The sequence below is a fragment of the Bacillus sp. AC266 genome (genome assembly GCF_979253805.1).
In genome coordinates this window covers 273,464-296,315 of record NZ_CEEDEC010000005.1, presented here as the reverse complement: position 1 = coordinate 296,315, position 22,852 = coordinate 273,464, and the positions used below count along the sequence as shown (strand labels likewise).

At 36.2% G+C, this 22,852-nt stretch carries 18 protein-coding genes; 14 read left to right on the top strand and 4 right to left on the bottom strand.

Annotated features, from left to right (window positions below):
- Positions 1–244 precede the first annotated feature (244 nt).
- The 5 genes from AC0IXC_RS21470 to AC0IXC_RS21450 all read left to right on the top strand — a co-directional run bounded on the left by AC0IXC_RS21470 (position 245) and on the right by AC0IXC_RS21450 (position 6,551).
- Positions 245–2,005: an ABC transporter ATP-binding protein gene (locus AC0IXC_RS21470; protein ID WP_471653264.1), complete on the top strand. Its 1,761-nt coding sequence runs from the start codon at positions 245–247 to the stop codon at positions 2,003–2,005.
- The gene (locus AC0IXC_RS21465; RefSeq protein WP_471653263.1) at positions 2,002–4,002 is read left to right on the top strand and encodes an ABC transporter ATP-binding protein; all 2,001 of its coding nucleotides are present in this window, start codon (positions 2,002–2,004) and stop codon (positions 4,000–4,002) included. The genes AC0IXC_RS21470 and AC0IXC_RS21465 overlap by 4 nt, the downstream gene beginning before the upstream one ends.
- A 303-nt stretch (positions 4,003–4,305) precedes the next feature.
- Complete coding sequence (locus AC0IXC_RS21460) at positions 4,306–5,103, top strand: amino acid ABC transporter substrate-binding protein (RefSeq protein WP_002030008.1); 798 nt, start codon at positions 4,306–4,308, stop codon at positions 5,101–5,103.
- Positions 5,090–5,788, top strand: coding sequence for an amino acid ABC transporter permease (locus AC0IXC_RS21455; RefSeq protein WP_033706449.1), 699 nt, complete (start codon positions 5,090–5,092; stop codon positions 5,786–5,788). Before AC0IXC_RS21460 ends, AC0IXC_RS21455 begins: the two co-directional genes overlap by 14 nt.
- Positions 5,789–5,816: 28 nt before the next feature.
- Positions 5,817–6,551, top strand: a complete 735-nt coding sequence (locus AC0IXC_RS21450) for an amino acid ABC transporter ATP-binding protein (protein WP_002010843.1) — start codon at positions 5,817–5,819, stop codon at positions 6,549–6,551.
- 51 nt (positions 6,552–6,602) lie between these two features.
- Here the strand turns inward: AC0IXC_RS21450 and sasP are convergent, their stop codons facing one another.
- Positions 6,603–6,806, bottom strand: coding sequence for a small acid-soluble spore protein, SasP family (sasP, locus tag AC0IXC_RS21445; protein ID WP_000013349.1), 204 nt, complete (start codon positions 6,804–6,806; stop codon positions 6,603–6,605).
- Between the two features lie 491 nt (positions 6,807–7,297).
- On the opposite strand from sasP, the gene AC0IXC_RS21440 reads away from it, so the two are divergent.
- Positions 7,298–7,543: a hypothetical protein gene (locus AC0IXC_RS21440; RefSeq protein ID WP_002087367.1), complete on the top strand. Its 246-nt coding sequence runs from the start codon at positions 7,298–7,300 to the stop codon at positions 7,541–7,543.
- A gap of 16 nt (positions 7,544–7,559) precedes the next feature.
- On the opposite strand, the gene AC0IXC_RS21435 is transcribed toward AC0IXC_RS21440, so the two are convergent.
- Entirely contained in the window at positions 7,560–9,020 is a 1,461-nt protein-coding gene (locus AC0IXC_RS21435; protein ID WP_471653262.1) for a YheC/YheD family endospore coat-associated protein, read from the bottom strand.
- 19 nt (positions 9,021–9,039) lie between these two features.
- A complete protein-coding gene (locus AC0IXC_RS21430) occupies positions 9,040–10,092 on the bottom strand; it encodes a YheC/YheD family protein (protein ID WP_471653261.1) in 1,053 nt (350 codons plus the stop codon).
- Positions 10,093–10,217: 125 nt separating this feature from the next.
- Between AC0IXC_RS21430 and AC0IXC_RS21425 the strand changes: the two genes are divergently transcribed.
- The 6 genes from AC0IXC_RS21425 to AC0IXC_RS21400 all read left to right on the top strand — a co-directional run bounded on the left by AC0IXC_RS21425 (position 10,218) and on the right by AC0IXC_RS21400 (position 17,005).
- Complete coding sequence (locus AC0IXC_RS21425) at positions 10,218–11,363, top strand: DUF445 domain-containing protein (protein ID WP_033708825.1); 1,146 nt, start codon at positions 10,218–10,220, stop codon at positions 11,361–11,363.
- A 143-nt stretch (positions 11,364–11,506) separates the two neighbouring features.
- Complete coding sequence (locus tag AC0IXC_RS21420; RefSeq protein WP_002030016.1) at positions 11,507–11,860, top strand: YlbF/YmcA family competence regulator; 354 nt, start codon at positions 11,507–11,509, stop codon at positions 11,858–11,860.
- A 223-nt stretch (positions 11,861–12,083) separates the two neighbouring features.
- Positions 12,084–13,772 (top strand): acetolactate synthase AlsS, encoded by a 1,689-nt coding sequence (gene alsS / locus AC0IXC_RS21415; RefSeq protein WP_471653260.1) that lies wholly within the window; start codon positions 12,084–12,086, stop codon positions 13,770–13,772.
- A gap of 16 nt (positions 13,773–13,788) precedes the next feature.
- On the top strand, positions 13,789–14,547 hold the full coding sequence (gene alsD / locus AC0IXC_RS21410) for an alpha-acetolactate decarboxylase (RefSeq protein ID WP_471653259.1): 759 nt from the start codon (positions 13,789–13,791) through the stop codon (positions 14,545–14,547).
- Between the two features lie 218 nt (positions 14,548–14,765).
- A complete protein-coding gene (locus AC0IXC_RS21405; RefSeq protein WP_471653258.1) occupies positions 14,766–15,845 on the top strand; it encodes a tetratricopeptide repeat-containing glycosyltransferase family 2 protein in 1,080 nt (359 codons plus the stop codon).
- Positions 15,846–15,895: 50 nt separating this feature from the next.
- Positions 15,896–17,005, top strand: coding sequence for a glycosyltransferase (locus AC0IXC_RS21400; RefSeq protein WP_471653257.1), 1,110 nt, complete (start codon positions 15,896–15,898; stop codon positions 17,003–17,005).
- A 179-nt stretch (positions 17,006–17,184) separates the two neighbouring features.
- On the opposite strand, the gene AC0IXC_RS21395 is transcribed toward AC0IXC_RS21400, so the two are convergent.
- Positions 17,185–17,799 carry a DNA-3-methyladenine glycosylase gene (locus tag AC0IXC_RS21395; RefSeq protein ID WP_044444668.1) on the bottom strand — a complete coding sequence of 205 codons (615 nt, stop codon included), beginning with the start codon at positions 17,797–17,799 and terminating at the stop codon, positions 17,185–17,187.
- A gap of 134 nt (positions 17,800–17,933) precedes the next feature.
- On the opposite strand from AC0IXC_RS21395, the gene AC0IXC_RS21390 reads away from it, so the two are divergent.
- Together AC0IXC_RS21390 and AC0IXC_RS21385 are read left to right on the top strand one after the other, a co-directional pair.
- Entirely contained in the window at positions 17,934–18,806 is an 873-nt protein-coding gene (locus tag AC0IXC_RS21390; RefSeq protein WP_000640394.1) for a Cof-type HAD-IIB family hydrolase, read from the top strand.
- A gap of 421 nt (positions 18,807–19,227) precedes the next feature.
- On the top strand, positions 19,228–22,852 hold a 3,625-nt coding region (locus AC0IXC_RS21385; protein WP_471653256.1), incomplete at its 3' end, for an MSCRAMM family protein.

Genomic DNA, 22,852 nt, shown 5'->3' with positions numbered 1-22,852 from the left:
CTTTTTGTCTTATGAGAAGCGTACGTTGCGTATATCGTAACGTACGCTTTTATGCATTCTATTGCATATCGTCAAGCGGCGGTATGCTTTTTTTTGTTTATTTTCCTTGTTACTATAAAAAATCAGAATTTGGAAGGTGGAAAAATGTGATGAAATTGTATGGCTTACGAAATGTAAATGTGATGGGTTTGGATAGCGGATAAAGAAATGTGAATCAAACGAGAAAGAGAAAGGAGAGGTTATATTGTTTTCAGTATTACTAAAGTTAAGCTGGTTTTTTAGAGATCATTGGAAAAGGTATAGTATTGCAATTGGGGTACTTTTAATTGTAAACGTGATAGAGGTAATTCCACCGAAAGTGTTAGGAATTACAATTGATAATATTAAAACGGGAGCCTTAACGAATGAGGCGATTATGCAATATATTCTTATTTTACTTGGGGTAACGATTGGTGGGTATGTACTTACTTTCATTTGGCAGCACCAACTATTTGGCGGTGCGTTCGTACTTGAGAAAACGATGCGTTCAAAATTTATGGGGCATTTACTTAAGATGACACCGACGTTTTATCAAAAAAATCGTACTGGCGATTTAATGGCGAGAGCGACAAATGATTTAAAAGCAATCTCCATGACAGCTGGTTTTGGTATATTAACGCTCGTTGATTCTAGTCTATATATGCTTACAATCGTTTGTATGATGGGCTTTTCAATTAGTTGGCAGTTAACATTTGCTGCGCTTATACCGCTTCCGATTATGGCGTATGCGATGAATAGATACGGAAAGAAGTTGCATGAAAGATTTACAGTCGCGCAAGATGCGTTCGGGGATATGAACGATAAAGTACTTGAATCAATTGCGGGTGTACGCGTTATTCGTGCGTATGTACAGGAGAACGCTGATCAAGAAAGGTTTCATCATTTAGGAGATGACGTATACGAGAAAAATATGAGAGTAGCAAGAATCGATGCATTATTCCAGCCAACTGTAAAAATGCTCGTCGGTCTTAGTTATTTAATTGGTTTAGTGTACGGTGCATATCTCGTATTCCAATCAAAGGTGACACTTGGTGAGCTCGTTTCTTTTAACGTCTATTTAGGGATGATGATTTGGCCGATGTTTGCAATTGGTGAATTGATTAATGTTATGCAAAGAGGAAATGCGTCGCTCGACCGTGTAAATGAAACGTTAGCTTATGAACCGGATGTAAAGAATCCGAAAGATCCAAAGGTTGTACAAGGGCCAGATTACATTGAATTTGATAATGTTACTTTTTCATATCCTTCATCAATTGAAACAAATTTAAAAAATGTTTCGTTCTCATTAAAACAAGGAGAGACACTTGGAGTTGTTGGGAAAACAGGAAGCGGGAAAACGACGCTCGTTCGTCAGCTTCTTCGTCAATATCCACTCGGGGAAGGGGATATTGCGGTTTCTGATGTGAAGCTAGATAAAATTACGAATGATAACGTACTTGGCTGGATTGGGTATGTACCTCAGGAACACATTTTGTTCTCAAAAACAGCGAAGGAAAATATTTTATTCGGAAATAGAGAAGCGACTGAAGAAGAACTTGAAAAAGCGATTGAAATAGCTGCGTTTAAAAAGGATTTAGAGTTTTTACCGGAAGGTTTAGAAACGCTCGTTGGGGAGAAAGGTGTTTCTTTATCAGGTGGGCAAAAGCAAAGGATTTCAATTGCAAGGGCTGTTATTCAAAATCCGGAAATTTTAATTTTGGACGATTCTTTATCAGCTGTTGATGCTCGTACGGAAGCAGCAATTATTGAAAATATACGAACAGAAAGAAGCGGGAAGACGACGATTATAACGACGCATCGTTTGTCAGCAGTGCAGCATGCTGATTGGATTCTCGTTATGGATAACGGTGAGGTTATTGAAGAAGGCTCGCATGAAGCGCTCGTTCGAAATGGGGGCTGGTATGCAGAGCAGTTCGAAAGACAACAAGGTGAAAGTGAAAGTACGGATAGTGGGGTGAAAATATGAGTGTTTCAAAACGATTGTTTCAATACGCGATGAAAGTAAAAGGGCCGATTTTTGCAGCGATGGCGATGCTATTTGTTTTCGTTATTGCAGAACTCGCGGGTCCTTTCGTCGCAAAAACGATGATCGATGAGCATATCGTTGGAATAGAGAGACCCTGGTATGAAACAGAAAAGAGTGAGGATGCTGTTTCATATAATGGCGCCTTTTATAAGCGAAGTGATCGCTTTGAACAAGGTGAGCAAAAAGGGAAAGAAGTCCGAGTGATTCAAGTTGGTTTTCAGTACTATTTTGTACCGAATAAAATAACGCTTGAAGGAACTCGTTCTGTTAAGGGTGATGTGCTTACAGTACAAAGTGGTAAGGCAGTGCAAGTGTATAAATCGAAAGCCTTAACGAAAGAAGAAGTATTTGCGTTTTATAAACCAGAAATAAATAGGTTATTACTACTTGGCGGTGGATATTTCGCTTTATTAGTAGTCGTATCATTATTTGCATACGGAAAGCAGTTCTTCTTACAGAAGGCGGCAAACAAAATTATTCAAATTATGAGGGAAGACGTCTTTTCCCATATTCAAACGTTGCCAATTCGTTATTTTGACCATTTACCAGCAGGGAAAATTGTATCGCGTGTAACGAATGATACAGAAGCGATTCGTGATTTATATGTAACAGTGCTTGCGACATTCGTCTCTAGTATCATTTATATTATCGGGATTTTTGCTGCGCTATTTTTACTTGATGTAAAACTGGCGGCACTATGCTTACTCATCATCCCAATTTTAATTGTTTGGGCGATTATGTATAGAAAGTATGCGTCTGTATACAATCATAAAATGCGTTCGCGTTTATCGGATATTAACGGAACAGTGAATGAATCAATTCAAGGGATGCCAATTATTCAAGCATTTCGTCAAGAACATGAAACGAAGAAGGAATTTGAAGAGTTAAATGGTGATTATTTTAAATATCAAAATAAAATTTTAAATTTAAATGCAGCAACTTCGCATAATTTAGTGTCTGTATTAAGAAACATCGCTTTTACAGGTGTAATTTGGTATTTCGGTGGTGCTTCATTAAGTGCTTCTGGCCTCCTTTCTCTAGGGATACTGTATGCTTTCGTCGATTATTTAACGAGATTGTTCTCGCCAATTACGAACATGGTGAACCAACTTGCTAACTTAGAGCAATCGCGTGTTGCATCAGAGCGCGTCTTTGAATTGCTAGAGGAAAAGGGAGAGGCAGTAGAAGAAGAACGTATGCCTCGCTTAACCGGAAATGTGAAATTCGATAATGTTTCGTTTTCTTACAATGGAAAAGATGAAGTATTAAAAAATATTTCTTTTGAAGCGAAACAAGGGGAGACAGTGGCACTTGTCGGTCATACTGGATCAGGAAAAAGTTCCATTATGAATGTGCTCTTTCAGTTTTATGGATTTCAAAAAGGGAAGCTTACGATTGATGGTCATGATGTAACAGAGATGCCGAAACAAGCAACACGTGAACATATGGGAATTGTATTGCAAGATCCGTTTTTATTTAGCGGGACAGTGGCATCCAATGTAAGCTTAGAAAATGAAAAAATTTCAAAAGATCGCATCGTAAAGGCGTTACGTGATGTTGGTGCGGAAAGGTTTGCGAACAATATAGATGAAAAAATTACGGAGAAAGGAAGTACACTTTCAACCGGAGAACGTCAGCTTATATCGTTTGCTAGGGCACTTGCTTTTGATCCTGCCATTTTAATTTTAGATGAAGCGACTTCCAGTATTGATACAGAAACAGAAGCGATGATTCAACAAGCGCTAGAAGTTGTGAAGAAAGGACGAACGACGTTTATTATCGCTCATCGTCTTTCAACAATTAAGAGCGCTGATCAAATTATTGTGCTTGATAGAGGAACGATTTTGGAAAAAGGTTCCCATGATGAATTAATGAAAAAGCGCGGGCGTTATTACGATATGTATAAAACGCAAATGGAAGGAAACCAGAGTGCTTAATTTTTAGAAGAACTTGCGATTTTCGCAAGTTCTTTTTTGATAGGATTGTCCGCTTAGAAGTTAATATATTTCACCGGCTGAAAAACTTATAAATAAGTAGGTATTGTTTTACCTTTTTCTTTATAAATGCTATATTAAAAAATGTTACTTATTTTTTGTATGTAGCGTTATTTTTCCATTTTGTTTGATTATGAAGAAAAAGGTTAAACTAAATAAGAACATTTTCATTGAAAAATTGTTCGAAATTGCATACAATCAATATAGTTTTTAAATTCCTATCAGAATACTTGGAGGACTACTATCATGAAAAAATTATTTTCAGTGCTTGCAGTAACTACATTAGCGATTGGGATTGTAGCGGGCTGCGGTAAAGAAGAGAAAAAAGATACAGCTAATCAAGATGCATTACAGAAGATAAAACAAAGCGGTGAGCTTGTAATTGGTACAGAAGGTACATATCCACCATTTACGTTCCACGATACAAACGATAAATTAACTGGGTTTGACGTTGAATTAGCAGAAGAAGTTGCAAAACGTTTAGGTGTAAAGCCTGTATTTAAAGAAACACAATGGGATAGCTTACTTGCAGGAATAGATGCAAAACGTTTCGACATGGTTGCGAACGAAGTTGGTATTCGTGAAGATCGCCAAAAAAAATATGACTTCTCTAGTCCATATATTTCTTCTTCAGCAGCATTAGTTATTGCGAAAGATAAAGATAAACCTGCTACATTTGCTGACGTAAAAGGATTAAAAGCAGCACAATCTTTAACAAGTAACTACGCAGATATTGCTAAGAAAAATGGTGCGGAAATCACAGGTGTAGAAGGATTTAGCCAAGCAGCAGAATTATTAAGTTCTGGCCGCGTTGATTTCACAATCAATGATAAATTATCAGTGTTAAACTATTTAGAAACGAAAAAAGATGCAAAAATTAAAATTGTAGATACAGAAAAAGAAGCGTCACAAAGTGGATTCTTATTCCGTAAAGGTAGCGACAAACTTGTCCAAGAAGTAAATAAAGCGTTAGAAGATATGAAAAAAGATGGTACGTACGATAAAATAACGAAAAAATGGTTCGGTGAAAATGTATCTAAGTAGCGCATTGATGTCAGATCGATTGTCTACTTGGATAGATATTATGCAGACTTCCTTCGCGCCTATGCTGAAGGAAGCTGTCTTTACGACAATTCCGTTAACGCTTATTACATTTATTATCGGTATTATACTTGCGACGTTAACAGCGCTCGCACGTATTTCAGGTAGTCGTATTTTACAATGGATTGCTCGTATCTATGTATCTATCATTCGCGGAACGCCACTTCTTGTACAGTTATTTATTATTTTCTATGGTCTTCCAACTCTTAATATTGAAGTTGAGCCATATACAGCAGCAGTTATTGGATTTTCATTAAATGTAGGTGCATATGCATCTGAAATTATTCGTGCTTCTATCCTTTCAATCCCGAAAGGACAGTGGGAAGCAGCTTACACAATTGGGATGACATACCCGCAAGCATTAAAACGTGTTATTTTACCACAAGCAACACGCGTATCAATTCCGCCGCTTTCGAATACATTTATTAGTTTAGTGAAGGATACGTCATTAGCGTCGTTAATTTTAGTAACAGAAATGTTCCGAAAAGCGCAGGAAATTGCGGCAATGAACTATGAGTTTTTAATTGTTTATTTTGAAGCAGGTCTAATTTATTGGGTAATTTGCTTCTTATTATCTATCGTGCAACAAATATTAGAAAAACGTTCAGAACGTTATACTCTAAAATAACCCTTTCATAAAAGGAGTTTTTGTTTTTATGATTTCAATTCAACATTTACAAAAAAGTTTCGGAGATAATACCGTATTAAAACATATAGACTTATCAGTTGAGAAGGGCGAAGTGGTTGTTATTATCGGGCCATCTGGATCTGGTAAAACGACATTCTTGCGTTGTCTCAACGTGTTAGAAACGCCGAACGCTGGTAACATTCGCATCGGCAATAAAGAGCTCGATTTCTCTCAAAAAGTATCGAAGAAAGATATTGTAAATCTTCGTACGCAAACAGGTATGGTATTCCAACACCATAATCTATTTCCTCATTTAACAGCAATTCACAATGTAATGGAAGGGCTCGTTACAGTGAAAAAGATGGGGAAAGAAGAAGCGAAGAAAAAAGCAAACTATTTCCTTGAAAAAGTTGGTCTTGCGGATAAAGTAGACTTATATCCGTTCCAATTATCAGGTGGACAACAACAGCGCGTTGGAATCGCTCGTGCGCTTGCGATGGAGCCGGAAGTTTTACTATTTGATGAGCCAACGTCAGCACTTGATCCTGAGCTAGTTCAAGAAGTTTTAAAGGTTATGAAAGAACTTGCTAAAGAAGGAATGACGATGGTCATTGTAACGCATGAAATGCGCTTTGCCCATCAAATTGCGAACCGTGTTATTTTCATGGATGGCGGTGTCGTTGTCGAACAAGGTACACCGGAAGATGTATTTACAAATCCAAAAGAAGAACGAACGAAGAAGTTTTTACAAATGTTGCAATAAATTAAGGAAGGTCTCAAGGCATATGCCTTGAGACCTTTTTGCCATATATATTTATTTTTGGAATCCGCCAAGGCTTTGCTCAGCCATTGCAACTAGACGTTTTGTAATTTCTCCACCAACAGAACCGTTAGCGCGAGCCGTAGAATCTGCTCCTAATTGTACACCAAATTCTTGAGCGATTTCGTACTTCATTTGATCGATTGCTGCTGTTGCACCTGGTACTACTAATTGATTGTAAGAACTTTGGTTTGCCATAGGAATATATCCTCCTTAGAGTTATAAAAATTTTTTTGGTTGGACTAGCTGGATTTGAACCAGATTATCGCCCCGTTTGGCGCTAATCCATCGGTAATTAAGTTTGTACTCATAGTATGGATGTTACCTAGAAAGATATACAAAAAAAATAATTTGTAAATTTTGTAAAAAATATTTCATCATTTCGTAAATTATGAAATAAGAGTAATCGTTGTATTTTTAAGAAAGAAGGCTAAACTAAGAGCGAAATCATATGCGTTTTTTTCTTTGTATAACCAGCTTGGCTTACTTAACTTATGATTTGTTAAAGTGAGACAAATTCCAGTTTAGTAAAATGAAAATTAAATCGGGAGCAACTACATAGTTCTGTTTTAACCCAGGATGGGGCAGAAAAAGGAACTGACCGCGTCTATGCACGGCTAGATGCTCTCTTCAATCTAAAAAAAGGGCTTTTTAATTGTTTTTAAACGATAACGTATGGAGGAATCATGATGGGAATTTGCCCGCTTTGCAACGCGCTAGAATCACAAACATATTCTTGTCAAAATTGCCAAGGTATACTCCAAGATTATGGGAAAACTGTAGATTACATAGACGATTACAGTGCATATATGGATCAAGAATTATTAAGTGCAGTAGACGGTTTAACACATAATAATTCACAGGAGTATTGCAATCATGTTTTTTATTGCGGAGTATGTAATGTGGAAACAGAAGTTGTAGTGAAGCTCGTTTAAATAAAAAACTTCCACCTTATGAAGGAGGTGGAAGTTTTTGTTTTTGTATTTGTGAGTTAATCATAGGGGAAGGGATGTTTTCGGTATGTGACGAAGGATCTGATTTTATTTGTGACATTTTTTCTTTCTTGTCGCGCAAAGAGTGTTCAGTTAAATAGATGGCATATTCATAAAATAATTGGCGCGTAAGTTCACTTTGTTCTTTTAACTTTTCATCTTGGAATACAGTTCGCCCCGGTTTAGAATTTGCTTCAAATAGCCACGGGTTTTCCGTGGTGTCTAAACCAATGTCAAAACCAATTTCTCCAATGTTCCCGGTTACTTGCCCATCAAGTGCATAACTGATTTGTAAGGCTGTTTGTTTTAGTTTATTTTCAATTTGAACTTGCTTTGTTGAATCAGGAAATAGTTCCTGAAGTAATTTCGTATCACCGCCGCTATTTACATGAGTTGTTAAGCTACCTTTGCCGGCGATTTTTGCGACGATTGCACTGACTACCCAATTACCAAAATGGTTTTTATTTGTATGAATGCGAAAATCGACGGGTTGCCCTTCGAAGCGGAGCAGTGAGATACCTTGTTGTACGATAAACTTTTTTAAATCATGTCCTTTTAACACATGGTTAAGAAGGGCTTCTAATGATTGATACTTTCTTAGTTTGTTTTGTTCATTTTCACGATAACGACAATAGTAGCAATTATCAGTTTGAGAATAGAGTATTTGATGAATATTTCTTCCGAAGCTACCGTGTATTGGTTTCATATAAATGTACTTATGCGTACCGAGAAGTCGTTCTACTTGTTCAAAATGTTGAAATACTTCTGTATTTGGTAAGAATGGTTTAATTGAATCTTCTTTCATTAAAAGTTGATGCACTTCCCATTTATTGAAAAATCCCGGATTAAACCACGGAATCGCATAGTCGCTTTCTAAACGTTTTTTTGTTCTTACGATAGGTTTGTAATTTTCTGCTTGCCGATTTGGTAATCGGTCGTAAATGACATTTGGTAAAGGGACTTTGTTTTTTACCCATTTTCCTTCTTGAAAGAAGTACCCTTCAATTGTTTCCTCTTCCCAGTTTATATGTTGAATGCCAAAGACAAATACAAATGGCTGCAATGTGAATGGTGGTGTTAATAACTCACTGAGAGAGATGGAACGACTTCCTAAAGGAGAATTAGAATCATCGTTAAAGCCAGTTGTGAAAATCCCGATTAATGGGCCGAAAACAATGGTTTGATTGTGTAAGAAGGCATGGATTGTTGCTGAATGCGGTAGTAAAAGATCGGCTGCAATCTGTTCGCCAATAATAATTTCTCGCGTGAATGAATAATGAATTTTAATATTCTCACATGTAATATAACGTAAGCCAAAGAAAAAGGATGTAATTGGTGGTGTAATAGAAAAAACGTAAGGTAAAGTAATACTATTTGGATGCTCATCTGAAATACTTAATGTATATATGTGCTCTTTCAACGGGGATTTCCTCCTTTCGTTATGGTGTAAATCGGCTAAACTTTAATGGACCATGAAAAATTTGTTCAGCCAGTTCGTCGTTGTACCTAGTATAAACATCGTAAGAAGGCATCGTATTGACGTACATAAGCCAAATGGCACCTTTTTGATCCATAATGGTAGAAAGCTCTAGTTCAAATAATGAAGAATAGGACTGATCGAGTGTTTTAAACACTTCATTTACAACATCATGTAAAGCATCTTTTAATAATTGAACGCCAGTTGGAGAAAGTAAATATTTAATTTTAGAAAATGGATGTAACATAGAACGTTCTGTTGCTGAAAGTAAAAATTGTGCCGGGAATGAAGATTTTTGTATAAATTGACCGAGCACTTGCCAATTCTGTTCTTTATTTTTTTGCATAATGGTTCGAATATGAATCGGATATGATAGTTGATTTGGAGGTTGTAACATTGGATGAATCATATAACGGAATGAGTGTATGTTCGATTTGCACCATGATATAAATTTATCTGTTCGTTTGAATTGAGTAGAAGTATGATGTTGTTCATTTATTGTATCGATATGAAATGTTTTATTTTTGTAAGTGGCCCGATATAAATTTTCATTGGATTGTATATTGATTGGTCTTATAATAATATCTCTTGTTTCTAGTAGTAATTTAAAAATTCCTTGTACTGTTCCTTTTATTATTTTTGGTACGTAAGGGGAAAGACGTTTATTAGTAAGAAAAAGATTGTGTAAATCGCTTGGGTTAATAAGTGTGTTGTTTAAAAAAGTAGTGGAAGAACGTTTGTGTAATGAATGAATAATCGCATTTGCTTGTTGGAATTCCTCATCCTCTTTGAAATGACAACGATCATATATATATGAAGGAATGGGAAAGGTTTGATCTATCCAATTTCCTGTATCTGTATCGTAAATAAGACCAGAAACAAGATCTGTCTTTGAATCAATGCTAAACGGTGTGAATTGGGCAACGACGTTATGATAAAGACGAGCTCGCTTAGCGATTTCGGTGTAATACGTTTGCTCGTGATGGAGCCCGGAAGTTAAAAGACCAAGAACCAACGAAATCACTCCTTTAGTAATAAGATGTTTGCATTATAGGCGAAGCTATATATTGCAAATACGTTTTTATACCATTATACTTTTGTCCGTATGATGATATGCTATAGTTTTGGAGAAGTGAAAGGTTGATTGTGATGAATATATGGTTAAATATGTTAATAACGACAGGGCTCGGGGCAATTATTGGAGGATACACAAATCATTTAGCGATAAAAATGTTATTTCGTCCTCATCGTCCGATTTATATTGGGAAGTTTCAAGTTCCATTTACGCCAGGGTTAATTCCGAAGCGCCGCGATGAGCTTGCTGTTCAATTAGGTAAAATGGTTGTAGACCATTTGTTAACACCAGAAGGAATCGGAAAAAAACTAACAAATAAAGAGTTTCAAACCAGTTTAATTCGCTGGACACAAGTGGAAGTTGATAAAGTAATTACAAATGAACAGTCGTTACGGGATATGTTAGAAAAATGGAATTTAGAACATGTAGAAGAAGAGGCGATCGGGAAAATCGAACATGTTATTACAGAAAAAATTCATGCATTTTTAGCAGAGTACTATACATATACATGGGAACAGGCGTTACCTCATTCTGTTCATGAAAAAGTAGAGAATGCGATTCCGAATGTAGCATCTTTTATTTTAAAAAGAGGAATTAGCTTTTTGGAAAGTGAAGAAGGAAAGGAACGCCTTTCAAAAATGATTGATGACTTTTTCGCTTCTCGCGGAACGCTGCTTAACTTAGTTGGTATGTTTTTAGGGAATGTAAGTTTAGTTGATCGCGTGCAGCCGGAAGTCATTAAGTTTTTAGGACAAGATGGAACAGAGCGTCTGTTAACTGATGTACTGCAAAAAGAGTGGGAAAAGTTAAAAGGAAGAGACGTAAAAGAATTAGAAACGTTCGTAGAGAAAGAAATGATTGTGAACTCCATATTGTCAGCGGTTAAAGTAGAGGAAACAGTGAGTAGATTTTTAAATCAGTCTGTTCAGCAAGTATGTGAGCCAGTTCGAGAAACAATCGTTGAAAAAGTGGTCCCTAGCGCAGTAGAGAAAGGCTTGAAGTGGGGGACAGAAAATGTGGGAAGTATATTGGGAAATCTACAGCTTGCGGAAATTGTCCAGCAGGAAGTATCTACATTTTCAACAGAGAGACTAGAAGATCTCGTATTGTCCATTACAAAAAATGAGTTAAAAATGATTACATATTTAGGGGCGTTATTAGGAGGAACAATTGGATTTATTCAAGGGTTGTTACTCTTGTTCCTTAAGTAATAAAGATGGGTGCATAGAAATAAAAGTGAAATTTCTTCCCATCTCTTGCATAGTTTGATATGGTAGGAAGAGGTGCGTATGTAAATGCACTTAAAAGGCAGTGCGAGCGAAAAGCGCTAGCCTTCTAAAGGAGGAAAAATAAAATGACAAAAAACATTCATGATGTTGCATATGAATTACAAAAAACAATCGCTGAAAACGAAGATTTCCAAACACTAAAAGCAAGCTACGCAGCAGTACAAGGAGATGCAGAGTCAAAGAACTTATTCGAAGAGTTCCGCACGATGCAACTTGGCTTACAACAAAAAATGATGCAAGGCCAAGAAATCACTGAAGAAGACAACCAAAAAGCACAAGAAGTTGTAGCTCGCATTCAACAAGATGCTAAAATCACAAAGTTAATGGAAACTGAGCAACGTTTAAACATCGTTATCACTGACGTTAACAAAATCATCATGAAGCCACTTGAAGAATTATATAGCGCGCAACAAGCGTAATGATAGAAGACGCTCCTACTATAGGGGCGTTTTTTTTATTGCAGAAAAATGTAAGGGTTTTCCTTTTGTTTGTCAAAATACTGTCAAATGCATATAGTTGGAAAAATAATGCATTTGTACTATAATGATAAGCGAGATATATTACACCATGTTAATTAATGTGGTGAAATATATAAATTAAAAATCTTTATTACACACATTATGAAATAAAGGGATGATTAGTTTGAGTACAGGTGTAAAAGCAAACGACGTGAAAACAAAAACAAAAGGAGCAGATCTTGTTGTTGATTGTTTAATTAAACAAGGTGTTACACATGTTTTCGGTATTCCAGGAGCGAAGATTGACTCTGTATTTGATGTACTGCAAGAAAGAGGACCAGAGTTAATTGTTTGTCGTCATGAACAAAATGCAGCATTTATGGCAGCTGCTATTGGTAGATTAACAGGGAAACCGGGCGTATGTCTTGTAACTTCAGGACCAGGGACATCAAATTTAGCGACAGGTCTTGTTACTGCGAATGCGGAGAGTGATCCCGTTGTTGCTTTAGCTGGTGCAGTTCCGCGTACAGATCGATTAAAACGTACGCATCAATCTATGGATAATGCTGCATTATTCGAACCAATCACTAAATATAGCGTAGAAGTCGAGCATCCTGATAATGTACCAGAAGCACTTACTAATGCATTTCGAAGTGCTACTTCTACAAATCCAGGAGCAACACTTGTAAGTCTTCCGCAAGACGTTATGACTGCGGAAACGACAGTAGAATCTATCGGTGCGCTTTCTAAGCCACAGCTTGGAATCGCTCCCACAAATGAAATTACATATGTAGTAGAAAAAATAAAATCAGCGAAATTACCAGTTATTTTACTCGGTATGAGAGCAAGCACCAATGAAGTAACGAAAGCAGTTCGTGAGTTAATTGCTGGTACAGAACTTCCTGTTGTTGAAACATATCAAGCAGCTGGTGCAATTTCACGTGAGTTAGAAGATCATTTCTTCGGCCGCGTTGGATTATTCCGTAACCAACCAGGTGATATTTTACTAGAAGAAGCGGATTTTGTTTTATCTATCGGCTATGACCCAATTGAGTATGATCCGAAATTCTGGAATAAACTTGGCGATAGAACAATTATTCACCTTGATGATCACCAAGCAGATATCGACCATGATTACCAACCAGAGCGTGAATTAATTGGCGATATCGCTTTAACTGTAAATAGCATTGCGGAGAAATTACCGAAGCTTGTATTAAATACGAAATCAGAAGCAGTTTTAGAACGATTACGCTCGAAATTATCAGAGCAAGCAGAAGTTCCAAACCGTGCTGCAGAAGGTGTTACGCATCCACTTCAAGTCATTCGTACACTTCGTTCTTTAATTAGTGACGATACAACCGTTACATGTGACATCGGTTCCCATTCTATTTGGATGGCAAGATGTTTCCGTTCTTATGAACCACGTAGACTATTATTTAGTAACGGTATGCAAACGTTAGGTGTTGCACTTCCTTGGGCAATTGCCGCTACTTTAGTTGAGCCGGGTAAAAAAGTTGTTTCAGTGTCAGGTGATGGTGGTTTCTTATTCTCTTCGATGGAGTTAGAAACAGCGGTACGTTTAAATGCACCGGTTGTACATCTCGTTTGGAGAGACGGTACATATGATATGGTTGCGTTCCAACAAATGATGAAATACGGTAGAACATCAGCTACAGAGTTTGGCGATGTTGATCTTGTGAAATATGCAGAAAGTTTCGGAGCAATAGGTCTTCGTGTCAATACACCAGACGAATTAGAAGGTGTATTGAGAGAAGCGTTAGAAGCAGGAGGTCCTGTCATTATTGATATTCCAATTGACTACCGTGACAACATTAAATTAAGCGAAAAATTATTACCAAACCAATTAAACTGATGGGGGCATGAGTGAGATGACTGTTGCGCAATTAATTGATATTGATGCAAAAAGAGCGAAAATGAGTAATGAAGTATATCAAACATCTACAATGCTTGCGCTATTAGATGGTATATACGATGGTGTTATTAACTTTGAGGAATTGAAAGAACGTGGTGATTTTGGCATCGGTACATTTGATCAATTAGATGGTGAAATGATTGCGTTTGATAATGAGTTTTACCATTTACGTTCAGACGGTTCAGCGGAAAAAGTAGAACCGGAAGAAACAACACCGTTTGCGACTGTAACGTTTTTTGAAAAAGAAATGAGTTATACGGTAGAGCGTCCGATGAATCGTGAAGAAGTGGAAGCATTATTACATGAGTTAATGCCAAGTAAAAACTTATTTTATGGTATTCGAATGGATGGAACGTTCCGTGAAGTAAGAACGAGAACTGTTCCAAGACAAGAAAAACCGTATACGCCGCTCGTTGAAGTGACGAAATCACAACCGATCTTTTCATTTAAAGATACAGAAGGTACGCTAGCTGGATTTTGGACACCAGATTACGCGCAAGGTATTGGTGTAGCTGGTTTCCACTTACATTACATTGATGATGAAAGAAGCGGTGGCGGACATGTTTTCGACTATGTTGTAGAAAACTGTACGATCCAAATTTGTCAAAAAGCTCATATGCATTTAGCACTTCCTGAAACAGCTGATTTTATGGCAGCTGAATTATCAAGAGAAAACTTAGAGAATGATATTGCGACCGCGGAAGGTGCGGAGTAAAAAGGAATCGAAATTATGTATTCTCTATATAAAGAACCGAAGTCTTGTTCAGGCTTCGGTTTTTTTCATTGATTTGCAATCTTCGAGTGAAATTCCCCTATCCAATTTCACTGCACCGCCTCATTATGTTTCTTTTGTAAAATGAAAACTCAATTTTGAAGCAAAAGAAATATAAATTTCTCTCCAAACATATACATCAAAAGGATAGGGGGGATATGATGGAAAACTCCATTACTATTAGTTTATGCATGATTGTAAAAGATGAAGAACAAACTATATCAAAATGCTTAGAATCGGTTAAAAGTGTTGTGGATGAAATTATTATTGTAGATACAGGTTCAACAGATGGTACAAAAGAAATTGTGAAGAAGTACGACGCGAAAGTTTATGATTTTCAATGGATTGAAGATTTTTCAGCGGCACGAAATTTTGCGTTTTCTAAAGCTACAAAAGAATATATTCTTTGGCTAGACGCAGATGACATAATAGATACGGAAGATATAAAGAAATTATTGCAGTTAAAACATACGTTAGATCGTAGTACGGATGCAGTATCTATGAAATATTATTTAACTTTTGATATAGAAGGAAATCCAACACATTCTTTAAGGAGATATCGATTAGTCAACAGAAGTAGAAATTTTCAATGGTATGGATTTGTTCATGAATATTTAGAGGTGTATGGAAATCTTATAAATAGTGACGTAGGGGTAAGTCATAAAAAAGAAAAAGCATATACTAATCGTAATTTAAAAATATACGAAAAACATCTTGAGAGTGGAAAAGAGTTTAGCCCCCGCGATGTGTACTATTATGCAAATGAATGTAAGGATCACAGATTATTTGATAAGGCTGTTAAGGGGTATTCTAGGTTTTTAGATGAAGAAAAGGGTTGGGTTGAAGATAACATTCAAGCTTGTTTAAAAAGAGCCGAATGTTATTTAGAATTGGGGGACTTAAAAAAATCTATACAGTCTTGTTTGCAATCATTTACGTATGACACGCCTAGAGGAGAACTTTGTTGCCACTTAGGACGTGTATTTTTGCAACAAGGGGAATATTCTAAAGCGATATATTGGTACCATGCAGCAATTGATGGGCCACGAACAAAGGATTCTCCGTTTGTCCGAGAAGAGTGTCATACATGGTTGCCGCATATTCAACTATGTATTTGTTATGATCGAATAAAAGAATATGAAAAGGCAATTTATCATAACGAACAAGCTGCACAGTTCATACCTAATAATCCGAGCATTGAATATAATAGAAAATATTTTGATAGTTTATCGGAAAAATAATATTTAATAATACTAGATAATCATTTTGGCTGCTGAGAGGAGTTTGATTCATGCTCACAAGTATAATTATATTGACTCATAATCAATTACAATATACAAAAGAATGCATCCAAAGTATTAGAACGTATACAGTGGAACAAGAGTATGAGTTAATAGTTGTGGACAATGCGTCAACAGATGGTACTGTAGAATGGTTACAAAAACAATCGGATATTATGCTAGTGAAAAATGCGGAGAATATGGGGTTTCCAAAGGGATGCAATCAGGGGGTTAAAGAGGCAAAAGGTGATAATATTCTATTATTAAATAATGATGTGGTCGTAACTGAAAATTGGCTAAGCAACTTAATTCGGTGTTTATATGAAAGTAAGGATACTGGAGCGGTAGGGCCCATAACTAATAATGCCGCTTACTATACTGCTATACCAACCTTTTATAAAGATATTGAAGGAATGCAGAAGTTTGCAACTTTATATAATCAAAGTGATAAAAATAAATGGGAAGAACGTATGAAATTAATCGGATTCTGTATGCTTATAAAAAAATCAGTGTTAGATGAAGTTGGATTATTAGATGAACGATTTACACCGGGGAATTATGAAGATGATGATTTGTCACTAAGAATGTGTGAAAAAGGATATAAACTGTATTTATGTAAAGATACATTTATTCATCACTACGGAAGTGTCTCATGGAAAGAAGATAGTATGAAATTTTCTGTAGTTTTACATGCAAATAATATAAAATTGTATGAAAAATGGGGATTTTATGGTGAAAGTTTATACATTCATTATGATTTACTAGCAATTGTAGATCGATTTGCGCCTGATCAAGTGAATATTCTTCATATAGGAGCTGGATGTGGTGCAACTTTATTAGAAATGAAAAGGCGTTACCCGGCAGTTTCCATATTTGGAGCAGAAATTAATGAAAAAGCAGCAGCTCTTGCAAATAGGGTAGCTCCTACAACTTCTGCTGAGTATGACAAGTTACATGAGGTATTTACAGATGAAAAATTTCAGTACATTTTGTTATCACATCCTATTGAGCCAGCGAAATTACCGCAGGTCATACAATCTATGTCACAACTTTTAACGCCAACAGGAACTTTCATTATGTCGAAATTCAATTTAGATAATTATTATGCATTAAAAAAATAATACTTTTAAGATTTTCTCTTTGGAGATGAGCTGTATTTGGCAATGTTGGAGGAACAACGGTTTCTTTTATAGAAACAAAACCGAAATCCGAGCCCGGATTTCGGCTTTTCGACGTGTGATGAATTACGAAAAAAGAGCTATCCTATAAGTTGGTTTCACTGACTTATAGGATAGCTTCTTTATTTTGAAACAAACGGATGCTTTTCATAATAAAACCGCCAGGGATAGTGAACGGCTTCTTCTGCATAATCAATATTAATACGAGGGCCAGCTATTATGTTATGTGTGGATGATAAATGGTCTTCTTCAGGAACTAATTCAATATGTAACGTATCACTTTGAAGTGATACGCCGCGCTCTTCTAAAGTGATTCCGAGCGCGCGGCATAGTTTTCCGGGGCCATTTGTTAAGTTTTTATACTGAGCTTTCGTAATGTCGGTTTTGTTGTAGCGCGCTAGTTTCATGTCTTCGATTCCATCTACAGGTTCAAGAGCACGAATGAGAACTCCTTGCGGGGTGCCGATTGGTGCTGTAATTACGTTAAAGCAATGATACATGCCGTAAATTAAATATACGTAAGCATGTCCGGGTGCACCGAACATTACTTCTGTTCGATCAGTCCGTCTGCCTCCGTAACTATGAGCGGCCTTATCATCTGGACCTTTGTATGCTTCTACTTCTACAATAATTCCGCTCCGCTTTATGCCGTCTACAATATGAACGAGTTTATGTCCGAGTAACTTCTTTGCGACCTCTAACGTATCGCCTTCATAAAAAGAAGAAGGTGCCTGCATTGTACTATCTCCTTTGCCAGTTGTATATGTATATAGTAAACCAAATTTTCAGTAGTAATTCTAACTCGTTCTATTTACTACATTTATTTCATAAATTATGGATAGAGTACAACAGCGAAGAGGGGGAGTGCGACATGATTTATCGCTTACTAGCTCTTAATATAGATGGGACACTACTATACAACAACGGAAAAATCGCAAAAGGGATACGAGAAACAATTGACTTTGTGAAAAGAAAAGATGTATACGTTACATTATTTACGAATCGTAATTTTCAATCTGCTCATAAAATAGCGAAGGCGTTAAAATTAGATTCTATATTAGTTACGCATGGCGGTGCTTTCGTTTCAGCATCGTTAGATAAGCCGTTCGCTCAAAGGAGATTATCTGAAGAGAAAACCTTTAATATTGTGCAAGTGTTAGAGCATTTTGATTGTAATGTTCGCATTTCTCATGAACGATATTCAATTGGGAATCGTGAGAGAAATACACCAAACTTAATTGCGCGTACTGTATTATCAAGCGCAGATCCGTTATTTTATCCAGTTCAATTTGTAGATTCGCTAGGGGATGCACTGCGTGATCATCCAGTAGCTGCGCCAAAAATTGATATTGTTTTCCATACGAAAGGTGAAAAAGAAAGAGGGATGAATACGTTAAAAAAGGCATTTCAAGATGTAGAGTACGTCGAGTGTGATGAAAGACATATAGAAATTCTCCCTCAAAATGTATCAAAACTACGTGGTTTACAATTACTTGGGGAGCATTTAAATATTAACCTTAGTGAAATGGTTGCGATTGGAGATAGCGTAGAAGACTTAGAGGTAATTGAAAATGTTGGGCTCGGGGTAGCAATGGGGAACGCTCCTGTAGAATTAAAGCAAGCGGCGGACTGGATTACACGTTCTAATACTGAGAACGGCGTAGAGTACATGATTAAAGAGCATTTTCGTAAGCAATTCCCGCTTCCTTTTTTAAAAAATCATAAACATACACCGAAACGATGAAAGAAAAACGTAGCTTTTTGGCTACGTTTTTTTGTCGACTTTATTTGAAAAGTTTAAATCAATATTCCAATAAGAAATGAAAGCGTTTCAGGCAAGGAATTGTGTCTGTAATCCATACAATTCACTTGGATACTTTAGAAAACTGTTGTAGAGTGGATGATGTTGCCAAAATAGTTACACCACATGAAATATTCTTCGAGTTAATTTTATTGAGCTCCCGTACGTAAAAACACTTCGGCATGTTAGTTTAGTTCACGTATTATCTCAAAAATGAATTGTAGTAGTTTCGCCAATTAGTTGTAGAGCTTCTTTGTTTTATTTAAATGGATTATTTGTAAATTAGTATGAATAGGTTTTAAGTACATCTGAAATGTACTTCTTGTTATAAGTTTTTGAAATTTGAAAAGGGGGAATGAATTTCTTGAGGAAATCATTAAGTCAAAAAGTAAAAAAGATATGCAGTAGTTTTATAATTATATTGTTAGTATGTATGAATTTTTTAATCCATTTACCGTATAAAGCGGAGGCAGCTACAACAGAATTAAAAGGTTTAGGCGATACATCTTATTATAACGCAATCATTTTTGGTGATCATAGTGCAACGAGTGCGGATATTGAGGGTGCGATGGCTGTTCAAAAGAACATGAACGCATCAAGTTATACAGTCGTAGCGGCTGCAACTGGAGCAAACAACTTAGCTGGAGCAACATGGAAAGATGAAGGATATCCATCATTATTACTAGGTGGTCAATTTACGAAAGCGGGAGCAGGACAAGTAATCATTCAAGATGGAACAGTGGCGATGACAAAAGATGGTGACCCAGAAGGTGCAATGAAGTCATCTTATGACCGTATCTCTTATAAAGAGCAAGCAGAGATTGATGCCAAGTTCAAAGAATTTAGAAAAGACGTTGATGGTGTAATTGGAGATGCGAGTCAATTACATACTGATAAACCAAAACCTAATATGAGTTTTGGCATCGGAGAGGATGTAAACAATCCTAATATTTATGTTTCTTCAGGCTTAACAGGAAAGAAAACATTTGATGTAAGAGATGTTTATCTTCCGAATGTAAATAACAAAGACTTTATTGTTATTTATTCAGACGCAGAAGAAGTGAATTTTGGTAGCGGTGCAATTTTGTACGATACGAAAAATACTGGGATGGCAACAGACTTAATTAATACATCACAAGCATATGATCCTAATTCACCTTTTACTGAGTTAGCTAGTAAAGTAATTTGGGCGTTTCCGAATGCTACAAAAATATCAACAAAAGGATATGGCGTAGTAGGAAGTGTATTTGCTCCAAATGCTGTTGTAGAGACAAAGGGTGGTTCTATTAATGGACAAGCCTATGTTGGGGGATTACACCAAAGAGATGGGTTTGAGGTTCACAATTTTAAATTTAACTGGCCGAAATGGAAAAATCCATCAGTTGAAAAAGGAAATTTACAAATTAAAAAAGTTGATGCAAACGATGAAAACATTGTTTTAAAAGATGCAAAATTTGATGTTATAGACAAAGACAATAATGTTGTAGCTACTGTTACAACGAATGAAAAGGGTATTGCTGAAGTCAAGGATTTACCACTTGGTGACTATTTTGTAAAAGAAATAAGTGCACCAGAAGGATATATAAAAGTTGATACACCAGTAAAAGTAACAATTAATGGTACAAACGTAATTGAAATTGTTATGAAGAATACGAAAAAAGTAGAGAATGGTCAATTTAAATTGTTGAAAAAAGATAGTGAATCTGGTCAACTTCTACCAGGTGCAAAATTTGATGTTATAGATAAAGATGGAAATGTTGTTGAAACAATTATTACAGATGGTAAAGGTGCAGCTTTATCAAAACAACTTCCAGTTGGAACATATACATTAAAAGAAGTTGAAGCACCAAAAGGTTATGAACTATCATCTAGCTCAGTTCGTGTTGATGTAGCTGCTAATAAAACAGTGACTGTAGATGTGTTGAATAAAAAAATCGCTGAAAAAGCTACAGGCCAGTTTGAAATCGTAAAAGTAGATGCAAATGATAAAGAGAAACTATTATCCGATGCAGAATTTGAAGTGTACAAAGATGGTAAAAAGGTAGATACGTTACGAACAGATAAAACAGGTAAAGTAATATCTACGAAATTAGAACCAGGAAAGTACACATTAAAAGAAACGAAAGCACCACAAGGATATAAGTTGTTAAAAGAAGAAATTGAAGTGGTTGTGGAAGCAAACAAAGTAGTACAAGTACAAGTAGAAAATGCGAAAGAACTAGGAAGCTTACAAGTAATCAAAAAGGATGCAGAGAGTGGAAAAGTTCTAGAAGGCGCAGAATTCAGACTGAAAAACGAAACTGGTCAAGTAGTTGGAGAAGCGAAAACAACGAATAAAGATGGTGTTGTGACATTCGAAAACTTAGTGCCAGGTAAGTATACGCTAGAAGAAACGAAAGCGCCAGAAGGCTACAAAGCGGTAGAATTAAAAGTGGAAGTAAATGTTGTAGCAAATGAAGTAGTAAAACAGGAAGTAATGAACGAAAAAGTTCTGGGTCAATTTGAAATCGTAAAAGTAGATGCGAATGATAAAACGAAGCTATTATCAGATGCAGAATTTACTGTGTATAAAGATGGTAAAAAGGTAGCAGAGTTGAAAACTGATGAGAGTGGAAAAGCGATGTTACCGAAATTACCATTAGGTGAATACACAGTGAAAGAAACGAAAGCACCAGCAGGTTACAAGATTTCAAATAAAGAATGGAAAGTAACAATTCAAAATGAGAAAGAAGTAGTAAAAGTAGAGGCAGAAAATGAAAAACTCTTGGGCTCTCTACAAATTATTAAAACAGATGATAAAGATCAAGCGGAACGTTTAGCAGGCGCAGTATTTACATTGAAAGATGCTAAAGGAAATGTTGTAAAAGAAAAAATTACAACAGGTAAGTCTGGAACGGTTAAAGTAGAAGGACTAGTACCGGGTGAGTATACGTTAGAAGAAACAAAAGCACCAGAAGGTTATGAGTTAACAAAACAAGTAATTCATGTAACAGTCGACGGTGAAAAAGTTGTTGATGTAAAAGTAACGAATAGTAAGAGCCTTGGTCAATTTGAAATTGTAAAAGTAGATGCAAACGATAAAACGAAGCTTTTATCAGACGCAGAATTTGAAGTGTATAAAGATGGTAAGAAAGTAGAGATGTTACAAACAGATAAAACAGGTAAAGTCATCTCTGGAAAATTAGAACCAGGAAAATACACGTTAAAAGAAACGAAAGCACCAAAAGGATATAAATTACTAAAAGAAGAAATTGAAGTCGTTGTGGAAGCAAACAAAGTAGTACAAGTACAAGTAGAAAATGCGAAAGAACTAGGAAGCCTACAAGTAATCAAAAAGGATGCAGAGAGTGGAAAAGTTCTAGAAGGCGCAGAATTCAGACTGAAAAACGAAACTGGTCAAGTAGTTGGAGCAGCGAAAACAACGAATAAAGATGGTGTTGTGATATTCGAAAACTTAGTGCCAGGTAAGTATACGTTAGAAGAAACGAAAGCGCCAGAAGGCTACAAAGCGGTAGAAGTTACAGTAAAAGTAAATGTTGTAGCAAATGAAGTAGCAAAACAAGAAGTATTGAATGAAAAAGTGAAAGAAAAAATCACAGGTCAAGTAGAAATTACAAAGATAGATGCTAATGATACAGATAAAAAATTAGAAGGTGCAGTGTTTGAAATTCTGAAAGATGGAATAAAAATAGACACATTAACATCAGATAAAAATGGTAAAGCAACTTCGAAGAAACTGGAACCAGGAGATTACGTTTTAAAAGAAGTCCAGGCTCCAGAAGGATATAATTTATCTGATAAGGGAATTGAATTTACGATTTCTAATGAGAAAGTAGAAGTTATAAAGCTTCAAATTACCAATGAAAAAGAAACAGGAAAAGGTCCAGAGAAACCAGGTGGAGAGACAGAAACACCAGGTGGAGAGACAGAAACACCAGGTGGAGAGACAGAAACACCAGGTGGAGAGACAGAAACACCAGGTGGAGAGA

Bases quoted from the DNA above. Each gene is read 5' to 3' on its own strand.
- AC0IXC_RS21465 (WP_471653263.1), top strand. From the start codon at position 2,002: ATGAGTGTTTCAAAACGATTGTTTCAATACGCGATGAAAGTAAAAGGG.
- AC0IXC_RS21460 (WP_002030008.1), top strand. From the start codon at position 4,306: ATGAAAAAATTATTTTCAGTGCTTGCAGTAACTACATTAGCGATTGGG.
- AC0IXC_RS21455 (WP_033706449.1), top strand. From the start codon at position 5,090: ATGTATCTAAGTAGCGCATTGATGTCAGATCGATTGTCTACTTGGATA.
- AC0IXC_RS21450 (WP_002010843.1), top strand. From the start codon at position 5,817: ATGATTTCAATTCAACATTTACAAAAAAGTTTCGGAGATAATACCGTA.
- sasP (WP_000013349.1), bottom strand. From the start codon at position 6,806: ATGGCAAACCAAAGTTCTTACAATCAATTAGTAGTACCAGGTGCAACA.
- AC0IXC_RS21440 (WP_002087367.1), top strand. From the start codon at position 7,298: ATGGGAATTTGCCCGCTTTGCAACGCGCTAGAATCACAAACATATTCT.
- AC0IXC_RS21420 (WP_002030016.1), top strand. From the start codon at position 11,507: ATGACAAAAAACATTCATGATGTTGCATATGAATTACAAAAAACAATC.
- alsD (WP_471653259.1), top strand. From the start codon at position 13,789: ATGACTGTTGCGCAATTAATTGATATTGATGCAAAAAGAGCGAAAATG.
- AC0IXC_RS21405 (WP_471653258.1), top strand. From the start codon at position 14,766: ATGGAAAACTCCATTACTATTAGTTTATGCATGATTGTAAAAGATGAA.
- AC0IXC_RS21400 (WP_471653257.1), top strand. From the start codon at position 15,896: ATGCTCACAAGTATAATTATATTGACTCATAATCAATTACAATATACA.
- AC0IXC_RS21395 (WP_044444668.1), bottom strand. From the start codon at position 17,799: ATGCAGGCACCTTCTTCTTTTTATGAAGGCGATACGTTAGAGGTCGCA.
- AC0IXC_RS21390 (WP_000640394.1), top strand. From the start codon at position 17,934: ATGATTTATCGCTTACTAGCTCTTAATATAGATGGGACACTACTATAC.